Source organism: Kitasatospora sp. NPDC057512 (genome assembly GCF_042802135.1).
Lineage (GTDB): Bacteria > Actinomycetota > Actinomycetes > Streptomycetales > Streptomycetaceae > Kitasatospora.
On record NZ_JBHVET010000014.1, the window covers coordinates 19,433 to 32,809 of the forward strand.

Here is a 13,377-nt window from a genome sequence, read left to right on the forward strand (position 1 = left end):
CTTCGTGGCCCTGACCCTCCCCGCCTTCCCCCGCCCGGCCTTACGGGCGGCCCTACCCGCGCTCACCGAGCGCACCAGCCCGCTGGCCGCCGCCACCGTCCTGCTGGTCTGCGTCCCCACCGGGGAGAAGGACGTCGCCGCCGCCGTCCACGTCACCGCCGCCGACCTCGCCTCGCTGGCCCTGGTCGCCCTCACCGCGCTCGACCTGCTGCGCGGGCGGCTGCCCTCGGTCAGCCGCACCACCTGCGCGCTGTTCGGCGGGATCGTGGTCGCCGCCGCCGTCGCCACCGTCGGCTCGACCGACCCGGCCGCCAGCGTCACCGGCTTCGTCCGGCTCGTCCAGGTGTTCGTCCTGGTCCCCGCCGCCGTCCTCTGCGCCCTGCGCGACCGCACCGACCAGCGCCTGGTGCTCGGCTCCTTCGTGCTCGCCGCGCTGATCCAGGGCGCGGTCGGCGCGAAGCAGTACCTCACCCACACCGGCGCCTCGTACACCGGCCAGCCGATCCGGGCCGTCGGCACCTTCGGCGCGCTCGACATCATGGCGATGTCCAGCGTGGTCAGCTTCGGCCTGCTCGCCGCCCTCGCCCTGGCCCTCGGCGAGCGCGGTTCCGAGGGCAACGCCCGGCTGCGCCGCGCGATGTTCGCCGCCGCCGCCTTCCTCGCCTTCCCGCTGGCCGTCTCCTTCAGCCGCGGCAGCTGGATCGCCACCGGCCTCGCCGCCGCCGTGCTGCTGCTGCGCGTCGACGCCCGGCTGCTGGTGCGCGGCGCCGTCCTCGGCCTGGCCGCCGCGGTCGTCCTGGTCGGCGGCCTCGGCCTCGGCGGCTCCGGCGTCACCAAGCGGCTCAGCTCGATCGGCTCCGTCTCCGCCGCCCCCGACCAGTCCGTCTCCGACCGGTACGACCTGTGGTCCACCGCCGGACGGATCTGGCAGGACCACCCCGTGCACGGCGCCGGACCCAAGGCCTTCCAACAGCTGCGCGACAGCCACGCCCCGCTGCGGCTGTCCTCCGGCAGCGACGCCGCCGACGCCACCATCGGCTTCCAGCGCGAACCGCTGCTCTCCCCGCACAACATGTACTTCCTGGTGCTCAGCGAGCAGGGCCTGATCGGCATCACCGCCTACGCCGCGCTCTTCCTCGCCCTGCTGATCGGCTGCCTGCGCCACCGCCGCGGCCCCGGGCTCGCCGCCCTCGCCCTGCTCACCTGGGTGCTGGTCGACTTCCTGTACTCCGACATCGGCGGCACCACCACCGTGCTGACCTCCGTCGTCCTCGGCCTCGCCGCCCGCGCGGCCGCCCAGCGCCCCGGGCACCCCGCCGCCGGTCCGGCGATCACCGGAGCGGCCCGGTGACCACCGACCGGCCCGCCGCCGTCGCCTCCCCCCTCCCGGCCCCCCGCGGCGCCCCCGGCGAGGACCCGTCCGCCGGGCCCCACCCGGCCCCCCGGCGCGGTTTCCTCGCCAAGGCCTTCGGCATCACCGCCGTGCTCAGCGCCGCCGGCTCCGGCCTCGGCCTGCTGCGCGACCTCCTGCTGGCCCGCTACTTCGGCGCCAACCAGGGCACCGACGCCTTCCTGGTCGCCTGGACCGTCCCCGAGACCGCCGCGCCGCTGCTGATCGAGGACGCCATGTCCTTCCTCATGGTGCCCGCGTTCGCCCTCGCCCTGGTGCTGCGCGAGGAGGACCCGGACGCCCCCGACCCGGTCCGCCAGCTGGTCCGCGCCACCCTGCCCTGGCTGCTGCTCGCGCTCAGCGGCCTCGCCCTGGCCGTCGCCCTGGGCGCCCCGGACCTGGTCGACCTGCTCGCCCCCGGCCTCACCGACCCCGGCCTGGCCGTCACCTGCACCCGGATCACCGCGGTCACCGTGCTGCCCTTCGGGGTGGCCGGCTACCTGGCCGCCGCGCTGCGCGCCCACCACCGCTTCACCGCCCCGGCCGGCATCTACGTCGCCTACAACCTCGGCATCCTCGCCGTCCTGCTCTGCCTCCACTCCTACCTCGGCGTGCGCTCCGCCGCCCTCGGCGTCGCGGGCGGCAGCCTGCTGATGGCCGGTCTGCTGGTCGGTCCGTTCCTGCGCCGGCTGCGCCAGGGCCCGGCCGGCACCGGCCGGGGCCGCCGTTCGCGCCGGGCCCTGGTGCTGATGCCGCTCGCCCTGCTGCCGGTGGCCGCCTTCACCCTCACCCGGCAGTCCCAGGTCTTCGTCGAGCGCTACCTCGGCTCGGCCCTGCCGCCCGGCACCATCTCGCACCTCAACTACGCGGCCAAGGTCTCCCAGCTCGCCATGACGGCGGGCCTGCTGATCTGCACCGTCACCTTCCCGCTGGTCGCCCGGGCGCTGGCCGCCGGGGACCTCACCGCCGCCCGCGACCGGGTGGAGAAGGACCTCGGCCAGGCGGCGGCCGTGGTCCTGTTCGGCACCGCCTTCCTGATGGCCTGCGCCCCCTCGGTGGTCTCGCTGCTGTTCGAGCGCGGCGCCTTCGGCCCGCACGACACCGCCGCCACCGCCGACGTCATCCGGGTGTACAGCTTCGGCCTGCCCGCCCAGGCGCTGATCGGCGTGATGATCCGCCCGTACTTCTCGCTGCGCCCGGTGGTCCGGCGGGCCGACGACCCGGGCGCCGAGGACGGCCGCCGGCTGCTGGACTGGTACCCGGCCGCCGCGATGGTGCTCGGCCTCGGCGTCACCGTCACCACCGGCCTGCTCGCCACGCCCCGCTTCGGCGCCCTGGGACTGGCCGCCGGCAACGCGGCCGGCATCACCGCCGCCGCCGCACTGCTGCTGCACGGCCTGGTGCTGCGCGGCATCCCGCTGCGGCTGCACCGGGTGCTCGGCGGTCACGGCCGGCTGGTGGCCGCCGCCGCCGGGGCCACCGTGCTCGGCACCGCCGCCGCCGGACTGGCCGCCGACCCCCTGCTCTCGACCCTCCTCGGAGGCCTCACCGTGGCGCTGGCCTTCGCGGCCCTCGGCACCGGGCTCGGCGCCCGCGAGGTGCGCGGCCCGGTCCTCGCCCTCGCCCGGGCCCTGGGGCCCGTCCGGAACCCGCCAACCGTCGCCGAAGAAGGGAAGCGTCCCGATGGACAATGAACGGGGAACCGTCCGTTCGGCCCGGGCCGGCCTCCACAGCGCACCGCCGCAGCGGCCACGCCCGCCCAGGAGCCGCCACCCGCTCGGCGAACCGCCGATCCCCGGCTCCGCCTCGCCGTGGATCCTGATGTACCACTCGGTGGCGGTCGAGCAGGAGGACCCCTACCGGCTCACCGTCAGCCCCGAGCGGTTCGCCGAACAGATCGCCTGGCTGTACCGGAGCGGCCGGCGCGGCGTCTCCGTCCGCGAGCTGATGCGGGCCCACGCCCTCGGCCGGGACGACCGGCTGGTCGGCCTGACCTTCGACGACGGCTACGCCGACATCGCCCGGTACGCGGTGCCGACCCTCCGGGCGTACGGCTTCACCGCCACCGCGTACGTGGTCGCCGACCTGCTCGGCCGGGACAACGGCTGGGACACCGAGGGCCCGCGCAAGCAGCTGCTCACCGTCCAGGAGGTCACCGGGCTCGCCGCCGCCGGCTGGGAGATCGGCTCGCACGGCCTCGGCCACCGGGCGCTGCCGGGCCTGCCGCCCGAGGCCCTCGCCGTCCAGGCCCGGGAGAGCCGGCGCCTGCTGGAGGAGGCCGTCGGCGGCCCGGTCACCGGCTTCTGCTACCCGTACGGTGCCGTCGACCTGCCCGCCGCCCTGGCCGTGCGCGCCGCCGGGTACGACCACGCCTGCGCCATCGCGCACTCCGCGCTCACCGGCCGCTTCGCCCTGCCCCGCTGCTACGTCGGCGACCGCGACGGCGCCTGGCGGCTGCGCGCCAAGCAGGGCCGGCACCGGTTGCGCGACGCCGTCACCGGGCTGCGCCACGCCCGCCGGGGGCCCCGGCCATGAGGGTGCTGCACATCGTCACCGGCCTGGCCGCCGGCGGCGCCGAGCGCCAACTGCACCTGCTGCTGCGGCACCTGCCGGCGCACCAGCAGTGCGAGGTGCTCGCCCTGACCAACCCCGGCACGGTCGCCGAGGCGCTGCGCGCCGACGGCGTCACCGTCCACCACCTCGGCATGCGCGGCAACCGGGACCTCGGCGCGCTGCCCCGGCTGGTCCGGCTGGTCCGGGCCGGCCGCTACGACCTGGTGCACACCCACCTGTACCGGGCCCAGCTGTACGGCCGGACGGCCGCCCGGCTGGCCGGGGTGCGCGCGGTGGTCTCCACCGAGCACTCGCTGCACGCCGGGGTGATCGAGGGCCGCCCGGTCACCCGGGGTGTCAAGGGCCTCTACCTGGCGGCCGAACGGCTCGGCAGCACCACCGTCGCGGTCTCCCGCCAGGTCGCCCAGACGCTGCGTTCCTGGGGCGTCCCGCCGGCCCGGATCGAGCTGATCCCGAACGGCATCGACACCTCCCGCTACCGCTTCCCGCCCGCCGAACGGGCCGCCGTCCGCCGCCGGCTGCGGGCCGAGCTCGGGCTGCCGTACGGGGGCTGGGTGGTCGGCGGGGTGGGCCGGCTGGTGCCCGGCAAGCGCTTCGAGGTGCTGGTCGAGGCGCTCGCCGAGCTCGACCCGGCCACCCGGCTGGTGCTGGTCGGCGAGGGTCCGGAACGCGCCGCGCTGGAGCGCCGGGCCGACGAGCTCGGCGTCCGGGACCGGCTGGTGCTCACCGGGGAGCGCGACGACGTGCCCGAACTGCTGGCCGCCCTGGACGTGCTGGCCGCCCCCTCCACCGCGGAGACCTTCGGCCTCGGCGTCCTGGAGGGCCTCGCGGCCGGGCTGCCGGTGCGCTACAGCGCCTGCCCCGCGCTCGACGAACTGCCGCCCAGGGCCGCTCCGCAGGCCCGCCGCGTCCCCTCCGAGCCCGCCGCCTACGCCGCCGCACTGCGCGACCTGCGGCCGCTCAGCGGGCACACCGCCGACCCGCTGCCGCACCCCCCGGCCGTCGGCCACTACGACATCGCCCGGGTCGCCGCCGACCTGGGCGCCCTCTACGACCGGCTGGCCCGCGTCTGACCGCCCGCCACCGCCGGAACCGCCGTACCAGACCCAAGGAGCAACACCCATGACCACACCGCGCCGAAGCGCCCGCCGCCTGGTCCGCCGCTGGTGGCCGGTGGTGCTCGCGGTTCCGCTGGGCGCCGCGGTCGGCGCCGGGTACGCCGTCGCCGCGGACCCGTCGTACGCCGCCAACGCCTACGTCCTCGTGGTCGCGCAGAACCCCGGGGAGGCCACGATCGCGACCAACTTCGCCCAGGCGTACGGCCGGCTGGCCGGGCAGCCGCAGGTGCTCGGGGTGGCAGCCGCCGAGACCGGCCACACCCGGGCCGAGCTGGAGTCCCTGGTGCACGGGACGACCTCCCCGGACGCCCCGATGATCGAGATCACCGGGACCGGGGAGCGCCCCCAGGAGGCCGCCCGGACGGCCGACGCGGTGGCCCGCTCGCTGGTCGCCTTCGCCAACACCAGCAGCAAGGACACCAACGTCCGGCTGGTGACGCTCTCCCCGGCCGCCGCGCCGGACAAGCCGACCACGCCGTCCGGGAAGCTGGACGTCGCGGTCGGCGGCGCGACCGGGCTGCTGCTGGGCGCGCTGGTGCTGATGCCCCGCCGCCGGGGCGCCCCGGCGGCGCCGGAGGCCGTCGGGAGCCCCGCGACGCCGCCGGAGCCGCAGGCGCCGCAGGCCGCGCGGGTGCCGGAGGCCTCCGCCGCGTCCGCGCCGGTGGCCGTCCCGACCACGCCGCGCCCGCGCCGCGAGGAGCCGGCCGAGCCCAGGACCGAGTCCAAGCCCGACGCCGGGCCCAAGGCCAGGCCCAAGGCCGAGCCCAAGACCGAGCCCAAGGCCGAGGCCAAGACCGAGGCCGAGCCCAAGAGCGTGAAGGCCCCGGAGAAGGCGGAGAAGAAGGTCGAGAAGAAGCCCGCCGGGAAGGCCGCCGCGCAGGCCGCCGCCGAGCCCCCGGCGGCGGAGCAGCCCCCGGCCGAGACGCCGGCCCCCGCCGCCGGGGAGCAGGCCCCCGCCCAGCAGAAGGCCCCGGTCGGGGGCGGTCGATGAGCACCGAGACCCGCAGAGGCGGCCTGCCCGCCCAGGCGAAGGCGTCGGCCTGGACCACCGAGCTGCGCTGCGAGGACGACGCCCTGGACACCCTCGCCGAGGAGTGGGACGACCTGGCCGCCCGCTGCCGGACCGCCACCTTCTTCCAGGCCGCCGACTGGCAGCGCTCCTGGTGGCGCCACTACGGCCGCCCCGGCAGCCTGCTCGTGGTGCTGGTCCGCCGGGACGGCCGGCTGGTCGGCGCGGGCGCCTTCGTGCGCCGCGGCGGGCCGCTCGGCGGCCTGACCGGCCTCGGCGGCGGGCTGGTCGACTACACCGACGTCCTGCTCGACGACGAGTGCGCCGACCGGGCCGCCGCCGAGTTCGCCGCCGCGCTCCCGCTCACCCGCCCCTGGCACTGGCTGGAGCTGCGCGAGGTGCACCCCGAGGCGGCGGTTCACCGGGTGTACGGGCACTGGCGCGGCAGCCGCCGCCGCTACCAGGACTCGCTCTGCCAGTACCTGCCGGCCGTCCCGATGGACCGGCTGCTCAAGCGGGTGCCCGGCAAGACCGCCCAGCGCAGCCGGGTGAAGCTCCGCAAGATCGCCGAGGCCGGGGTGGAGGTCCGCTCGACCCCGGTCGCCGAGGTGCCGCAGGCGCTGGACGCGATGCTGCGGCTGCACTTCCTGCAGTGGCAGGCGCGCGGCGTCACGCCCGAGCACCGCACCGAGCGGTTCGCCCGGCACCTGGCGGAGTCCAGCACCGGGCTGGTCGCCGCCGGCCGGGCCGCCGTCCACCAGTTCCACCTGGACGGCCAGCTGGTCGCGGTCAACCTGCTGCTGCTCTGCCCGTCCTTCGGCGGGCTGTACATGTACGGGGCGCACCCGGTGCTGCGCGAGCGGCTGGACATCGCCGGCCTGCTGTTCAGCGCGGCGCTGGACGAGACGGTCGGGGCCGGCGTCCCGCTGCTCGGCCTGCTGCGCGGCCAGGAGCCGTACAAGCAGCGCTGGCGGCCGGACCAGCTGGCCAACCAGCGGCTGCTGCTCGGCCCGGCGGGGGCGGCACCGGCGGCCGCCGTCCGGGCCGGGGCGGTGCGCGCCCGGCAGGCGGCGGCGCACCAGCTGCGCACCCGCTTCCCCCGCCTCAAGGAGGCGCTGCTGGCCCGCCGCCGCAGCTGACCGCTCAGTGCCGGGCGTGCCGCGCGCCGCCCGTCGGCTTGCGCGTCGGCTTGGGAGCGGTCGGACGGGTCGAGGGGCTCGCCGCCCGGCTCGGGGCGGCGCCACCCCCGGGCACGGCGGGGGCGGCGGGTACGGCGGGCGCGTCCGGCGGGTCGGCCGGGCCCGGCACCGTGGGCGCGTCCGGCGCCGGCACCCCGTCCGGCGCCGGGGCCCCCTTCGAACCGGACATCAGCTGCTTGAACGCCGACGCCGAGCGGGGATTGCGTTCGCACTCGAAGAAGCCGTGCGGACAGTAGTCGGTGACGGTCTGGTAGGCGGTGTCGTGGGTGCGGATCCAGTCGACCATCCGGCGCACGTACTCGGGGTTGTCGCCGTTGCGGAACAGCCCCCACTCCGGGTACGAGACCGGCTTGCCGCGCTTGGCGGCGAACTCCACCTGGTCCTGGAGCCCGTACGGCTCGCGCACGTAGTCGTCGAAGGTGCCGCCGGCGGGCTGGTCGTAGCTGTCCATGCCGATGATGTCGACCACGTCGTCGCCGGGGTAGCACTTGGTCCACGGGACGGCGTCCAGGCCCCGGCTGGGGGCGAAGTCGAAGCGGAAGCGCTGGCCGGGCACCGAGCGCATCACCCCGACGATCCGCCGCCAGTACGCCTTCCACGCGGACGGGTCGGGCTTGCAGCGGTGGGTGTAGGTGGTGCCGTTCATCTCCCAGCCGAGCGTGAGCACGGTGTCCGCGCCGCCCAGCGCGACCAGCCGGCGCGCGAGCTTGAGGAAGTGCGCGTCGAAGTCCCCGCGCTCCCCCTGGGCGAGCAGCCTGGCGACCTCGCCGTCCGGCACGTTCGCCTCGCTGGGCACCAGCATCGGCACGCCGAGCACCAGCAGCCGGGACGGGTCGGCCTGCCGCCACTGCGACCAGAGGCCGAGCACCATCGCCTCGCCCTCGATGTCGCTCCAGTCGTTGCCCGCCAGATAGGTGTGGCCGACCTGCATGTTCGCGTCGCCGAGCCACTGCGCGTACTGGCGGATCTGCGGGATGTGGTTGTCCCAGGAGCCGACGAAGGCGCCGAACGGCGGCTCGTGGTTCGGTCGCTGGACCGGAGGGCGGGGGGCCGCGCCGCGCGGCTCGATGGCGTCCGAGGAGAGGGTGTGCCGTTCGGTCTGGCTGAACGGCGTCCCCGCCGGGACGCTGGCCGTGGCCATCAGCAGCAGGGTGGCGGCGGCCAGCGTCAGGCGGCCGATTCGCATGGTGCTCTCCTCCGGACGTCGCGTGGGCGGGGCGCACGGTCTCGGCGTGGACGGACCGTGACGCCCCGCTCGCCGACAGTAGGCCCGAAGGGGGACGAAAAAGCCGAATGTCACCCTAAAGTGGGCGCCATTCGAACGCCGTCTGCCGCAACGGCCGGCGACCGGCGGTCAGGTATCAGATCTGTAACGGTCCGGCCGGGCCCGTCCGGCCCGCTCCGGCGGACCCGGCGGAGCGGTCACGGCCCCGACGGCGCAGGTGGGCGGGCGGGCGCGCGGGGCGGGCGCACGGGGCCCGGCGGACGCCCGGCGGGGCCCGGCGGCGGTGGAACCGGGCTGACTCGCGTGCCCGGTGAAAGGTACGCTCCGGCCGTGTCCTGGAAGCCTCTGCGTGTACTGACCCCCCGCTCGATCCTGCCTGCCTCGGCGGTGGTGCTGGTCCTTGCGGCAGGGGCGGCGGCGCACGCGAACAAGCCGGTGCCGTTCGGCGACCGGGTCGCGGGACCGGGCGACGCGGGGGCGACGCCGGTGAACTCCGAGTCGCTCGGCTCGGCCGACCTCGACCTGCGGGTGGGCCCGGGCCTGGAGGCCTTCCACAGGCAGACCGGCGAGCAGGCCTGGTCCTACCGCCGTGAGGGCGTCGAGGCGCTCTACCTGGCGATGGCCGGCGACAACGCGATCGTGGTCTGGGACGACGGCATGGTCACCTCGGTGCGCCCCGGCGACCACGAGGTGCGCTGGCACCGCGTGGTGCCCGGCCTGGCCGACTGGCTGCACGGCGACGGCGAGCCCGGCGCCGACAAGCGGACCGACGTCCAGCGCAAGGCGCTCGCCAAGCAGCGGGCCGCGGCCGCGCTGCACACCGTCCAGCGGGACGGCTCGCCCTGGCTGGCCCTGGTCACCCCGAACCTCACCATGGGCCTGCGCGACGCCGACGGCGACCTGCGCTACAACGACAAGCCCTCCGGCGGCTGCGTCTACGACCCGCTGCGCGCCGTCCACACCGACTACGCCGTGCTGATCCCGCGCACCTGCACCAACAGCGGCGGGCAGGCCGTCTCCGGCGGCATCACTGGCTACCGGCTGGACAGCAACGGCTGGGCGATGAGCACCGGCCCGACGGCCACGGTCAAGGTGCTGGACCGCAGCCGGGTGGAGATCACCGACGGCCCGGTCGTCCCGCCCAGGGTGTTCGACACCAGGGCGGCCGCGCCGGAGACGGCCTGCGGCAGCGTGGGCGCGCCGTTCGCGGCGGTCCGTCCGCAGGGCGGCTGCGCGGCGGACCCGGCCGCCGGCCAGGACCCGGCCGCGAACCCGGCCCCGGACGCCTCGGCGGCCGCCGGAGCCCCCGCGGGGGACCAGCCGGCCGAGCAGCCCCGGTAGCCCCGGTCGCCGGGACGGCCCCCGGCCGGTGGGCCGGTAGGCCGGTGGATACCCCTGGGCGGTACTTCCCCGAGGGTGGTACGGGGCCCGGTAGACTTGCCGTCATGGCTATCTTCTCCGGGCAATAGCGGGCGGCGGCGCCGCGAGGGCCGCGCCGACCGCCGATGAAGCCCCCCTCATGCCAACCCGGCCCCGGGTCCGTCGCACCCGGCCGCCCGCCCACGTCCCAGGAGTAGTCCCCAGCCATGATTTCCGCCAACGCCCTCGAACTGCGTGCCGGTGCCCGGATCCTGATCGAGTCCGCGAGCTTCAAGGTCGCCGCCGGTGACCGGATCGGCCTGGTCGGCCGCAACGGCGCCGGCAAGACGACGCTCACCAAGGTGCTGGCCGGCGAGGGCCTGCCGGCCGCCGGTACCGTCACCCGTTCGGGCGAGGTCGGCTACCTCCCGCAGGACCCGCGCACCGGCGACCTGGACGTCCTCGCCAAGGACCGCATCCTGTCCGCCCGCGGCCTCGACACCGTGCTGAAGAAGATGCGCGAGAACGAGGACCGGATGGCCAACGGCAAGGGCGCCACCCGGGACAACGCGATGAAGAAGTACGCCCGGCTGGAGACCGAGTTCCTCACCAAGGGCGGGTACGCCGCCGAGGCCGAGGCCGCCACCATCGCCGCCGCGCTGGGCCTGCCGGACCGCATCCTCGCCCAGCCGCTGCACACCCTCTCCGGTGGTCAGCGCCGTCGTGTCGAGCTGGCCCGGATCCTCTTCTCGGACTCCGACGTGCTACTGCTCGACGAGCCCACCAACCACCTGGACGCGGACTCGATCGTCTGGCTGCGGGACTTCCTGAAGACCTACAAGGGCGGCTTCATCGTCATCTCGCACGACGTCGACCTGGTCGAGACGGTCGTCAACAAGGTCTTCTACCTGGACGCCAACCGCTCCGCCATCGACGTCTACAACATGGGCTGGAAGCAGTACCAGCAGCAGCGCGAGGACGACGAGAAGCGCCGCAAGCGCGAGCGGGCCAACGCCGAGAAGAAGGCCGCGACCCTGAACGCGCAGGCCGACAAGATGCGCGCCAAGGCGACCAAGACGGTGGCCGCGCAGAACATGGCCCGCCGCGCCGACAAGCTGCTCTCCGGTCTGGAGCAGGTCCGGGTGAACGACAAGGTCGCCAAGCTGCGCTTCCCCGACCCGGCCCCCTGCGGCAAGACCCCGCTGACCGCCAGCGGCCTGTCCAAGTCCTACGGCTCGCTGGAGATCTTCACCGACGTCGACCTGGCGATCGACCGGGGCTCCCGGGTCGTCGTGCTGGGCTTCAACGGCGCCGGCAAGACCACCCTGCTGCGGATGCTGGCCGGGGTGGAGGCGCCGGACACCGGCGAGGTGATCCCGGGCCACGGCCTGAAGATCGGCTACTACGCCCAGGAGCACGAGACGCTCGACCCGGACCGCAGCGTCCTGGAGAACATGCGCTCGGCCGCGCCGGACACCGACCTGGTGCAGATCCGCAAGATCCTCGGGTCCTTCCTGTTCTCCGGCGACGACGTCGACAAGCCGGCCGGGGTGCTCTCCGGCGGTGAGAAGACCCGCCTGGCGCTGGCCACCCTGGTGGTCTCCTCCGCCAACGTGCTGCTGCTCGACGAGCCCACCAACAACCTCGACCCGGCCAGCCGCGAGGAGATCCTGGGCGCGCTGCGCGAGTTCTCCGGCGCGGTCGTGCTGGTCACCCACGACGAGGGCGCGGTCGAGGCGCTCGACCCGGAGCGGATCATCCTGCTGCCGGACGGCGTGGAGGACCTGTGGAACCCGGGCTACGCCGATCTGGTCTCGCTGGCCTGACCGGAAGTAGACGCGAGATCCGCTTTTCGGATGAGAATATCTAGTCCTTTCGGCGTGTTCGGGAATGAAGTAGACCCGGATTCCGTTTAAGGACTTTCCGTCGGCCCGCCACTCGATCGTGGTCGGGCCGACGCTGCTGATCAGCTCTTTTTCGGCAAACGGCGGCATCAGCCCGGGGGCGTGCACTCTGTGTGAGCGCCCCGATGCGCTCGGATCACCACCGGTGGACCACGCAATTCCGACATCGACCTTGTCGAATGGGTGGCCAGGACGCGGTGGATGGGTGATCATGGGATTCTGACCGAGCAACGCTACGAGGAGGCACGGGTGGCCGAGACTCTGAAAAAGGGCAGCCGGGTGACCGGTGCCGCGCGTGAGAAGCTCGCGGCCGATCTCAAGAAGAAGTACGACTCCGGGGCGAGCATTCGCGCTCTCGCGGAGGAGACCGGTCGTTCGTACGGCTTCGTGCACCGGATGCTGAGCGAATCCGGAGTCATTCTCCGGGGCCGCGGCGGTGCCACGCGGGGCAAGAACAAAGCGACTGCCGGGGCCAGTTCCTGACGGTTCGTCAGCCATTGGCTGGATGACGCGGCGGCAGGACGCCGACCGAGGAGACGACGGTTGACCATTCAGCCGGGCGTCCGCCCTCGGGTCGTGTGGACCGGCCGCCGATCGTCATGTCCGGGGTGTCGTCCGTCCCCCGTTTTCCGAAGTCCGTTCATTTCTCCCGGGATCGTCTCTTCCGATCCCCCGTCGAGTGCCCCGGGCCCCGTCGATCCTTCCCGATCGGGGCCCCTGCCCTTGCGCGTCGAGGTTTGTTACTCTCCGGTAGCCAAGTCCCTCGCCACCGGAGGTCCCCGCATGACCGCTCCCGCCACCGACCCGCAGGCCCCGAGCTGGGAGCGGGACGGCGTCCGCCTGGAGATCGACGGTGAACTCGCCGTCGTCACCCTGTGCCGACCCAAGCGGCGCAACGCCCAGTCGCCCGCGCTCTGGCGCGCCCTCGCCGACGCCGGGCGCGAGCTGCCCGGCAGCGTCCGGGTGGTGCTGCTGCGCGCGGAGGGGGTCTCCTTCTCCGCCGGGCTGGACCGGGCCATGTTCACCCCCGAGGGCATCCCGGGCGAGCCCACCTTCCTCCAGCTCGCCGCCTCCACCGACCAGGAGCTGGACGCCGCCATCGCCTCGTACCAGGAGGCCTTCACCTGGTGGCGCCGGCCGGACCTGATCTCCATCGCGGTGGTCCAGGGCCACGCCGTCGGCGCGGGCTTCCAGCTGGCCCTCGGCTGCGACCTGCGGGTGGTCGCCGAGGACGTCCAGTTCGCGATGAAGGAGACCTCGCTGGGCCTCGTCCCGGACCTGGCCGGCACCAAGCCGCTCACCGAACTCGTCGGCTACGCGCGGGCGCTGGAGATCTGTGCGACCGGCCGCTGGGTGGGGGCCGAGGAGGCCACCGCGACCGGGCTGGCCAACCTGGCGGTGCCGGGCGAGGAGCTGGACGCCGCCGCCCGGGACCTCGCGGCGGCCCTGCTGGCCGCTCCGCGCGGCGCGGTGATCGAGACCAAGGCGCTGCTGCAGGGCGCCGCCGGGCGCTCCTTCGACGAGCAGCGTTCGGCCGAACGGGCGGCGCAGGCCCGTCGGCTGCGGGAGCTCGCCGGGATCGGCGACTGACCGCACGGT

Annotated in this window: 11 protein-coding genes; 10 read left to right on the forward strand and 1 reads right to left on the reverse strand. The window is 75.0% G+C overall.

Features of this window, described 5'->3' with window-relative positions; genetic code table 11:
• Window positions 1-4 precede the first annotated feature (4 nt).
• Genes ACFU6K_RS02280 through ACFU6K_RS02305 form a run of 6 tightly spaced genes read left to right on the forward strand, consistent with a single transcriptional unit; the run spans window position 5 to window position 7,230 of the window.
• The gene (locus tag ACFU6K_RS02280; RefSeq protein WP_380660392.1) at window positions 5-1,351 is read left to right on the forward strand and encodes an O-antigen ligase family protein; all 1,347 of its coding nucleotides are present in this window, start codon (window positions 5-7) and stop codon (window positions 1,349-1,351) included.
• Entirely contained in the window at window positions 1,348-3,084 is a 1,737-nt protein-coding gene (locus tag ACFU6K_RS02285) for a lipid II flippase MurJ (protein WP_380660393.1), read from the forward strand. The genes ACFU6K_RS02280 and ACFU6K_RS02285 overlap by 4 nt, the downstream gene beginning before the upstream one ends.
• Window positions 3,074-3,925 (forward strand): polysaccharide deacetylase family protein, encoded by an 852-nt coding sequence (locus ACFU6K_RS02290; RefSeq protein ID WP_380660394.1) that lies wholly within the window; start codon window positions 3,074-3,076, stop codon window positions 3,923-3,925. Before ACFU6K_RS02285 ends, ACFU6K_RS02290 begins: the two co-directional genes overlap by 11 nt.
• Window positions 3,922-5,037, forward strand: a complete 1,116-nt coding sequence (locus tag ACFU6K_RS02295) for a glycosyltransferase (RefSeq protein WP_380660395.1) — start codon at window positions 3,922-3,924, stop codon at window positions 5,035-5,037. Before ACFU6K_RS02290 ends, ACFU6K_RS02295 begins: the two co-directional genes overlap by 4 nt.
• A gap of 49 nt (window positions 5,038-5,086) precedes the next feature.
• A complete protein-coding gene (locus ACFU6K_RS02300) occupies window positions 5,087-6,073 on the forward strand; it encodes a Wzz/FepE/Etk N-terminal domain-containing protein (protein ID WP_380660396.1) in 987 nt (328 codons plus the stop codon).
• Entirely contained in the window at window positions 6,070-7,230 is a 1,161-nt protein-coding gene (locus ACFU6K_RS02305; protein ID WP_380660397.1) for a GNAT family N-acetyltransferase, read from the forward strand. The genes ACFU6K_RS02300 and ACFU6K_RS02305 overlap by 4 nt, the downstream gene beginning before the upstream one ends.
• Window positions 7,231-7,234: 4 nt before the next feature.
• On the opposite strand, the gene ACFU6K_RS02310 is transcribed toward ACFU6K_RS02305, so the two are convergent.
• Window positions 7,235-8,476: a glycoside hydrolase family 26 protein gene (locus ACFU6K_RS02310; RefSeq protein ID WP_380660398.1), complete on the reverse strand. Its 1,242-nt coding sequence runs from the start codon at window positions 8,474-8,476 to the stop codon at window positions 7,235-7,237.
• A 369-nt stretch (window positions 8,477-8,845) separates the two neighbouring features.
• Here ACFU6K_RS02310 and ACFU6K_RS02315 point away from each other — a divergent pair, with 369 nt between their 5' ends.
• The 4 genes from ACFU6K_RS02315 to ACFU6K_RS02330 all read left to right on the forward strand — a co-directional run bounded on the left by ACFU6K_RS02315 (window position 8,846) and on the right by ACFU6K_RS02330 (window position 13,368).
• Entirely contained in the window at window positions 8,846-9,856 is a 1,011-nt protein-coding gene (locus ACFU6K_RS02315; RefSeq protein WP_380660399.1) for a hypothetical protein, read from the forward strand.
• Between the two features lie 245 nt (window positions 9,857-10,101).
• Complete coding sequence (locus ACFU6K_RS02320) at window positions 10,102-11,700, forward strand: ABC-F family ATP-binding cassette domain-containing protein (protein WP_380660401.1); 1,599 nt, start codon at window positions 10,102-10,104, stop codon at window positions 11,698-11,700.
• 327 nt (window positions 11,701-12,027) lie between these two features.
• The gene (locus ACFU6K_RS02325; protein WP_049658450.1) at window positions 12,028-12,261 is read left to right on the forward strand and encodes a helix-turn-helix domain-containing protein; all 234 of its coding nucleotides are present in this window, start codon (window positions 12,028-12,030) and stop codon (window positions 12,259-12,261) included.
• 300 nt (window positions 12,262-12,561) lie between these two features.
• Window positions 12,562-13,368 (forward strand): enoyl-CoA hydratase/isomerase family protein, encoded by an 807-nt coding sequence (locus ACFU6K_RS02330; RefSeq protein ID WP_380660402.1) that lies wholly within the window; start codon window positions 12,562-12,564, stop codon window positions 13,366-13,368.
• Window positions 13,369-13,377: the final 9 nt, after the last annotated feature.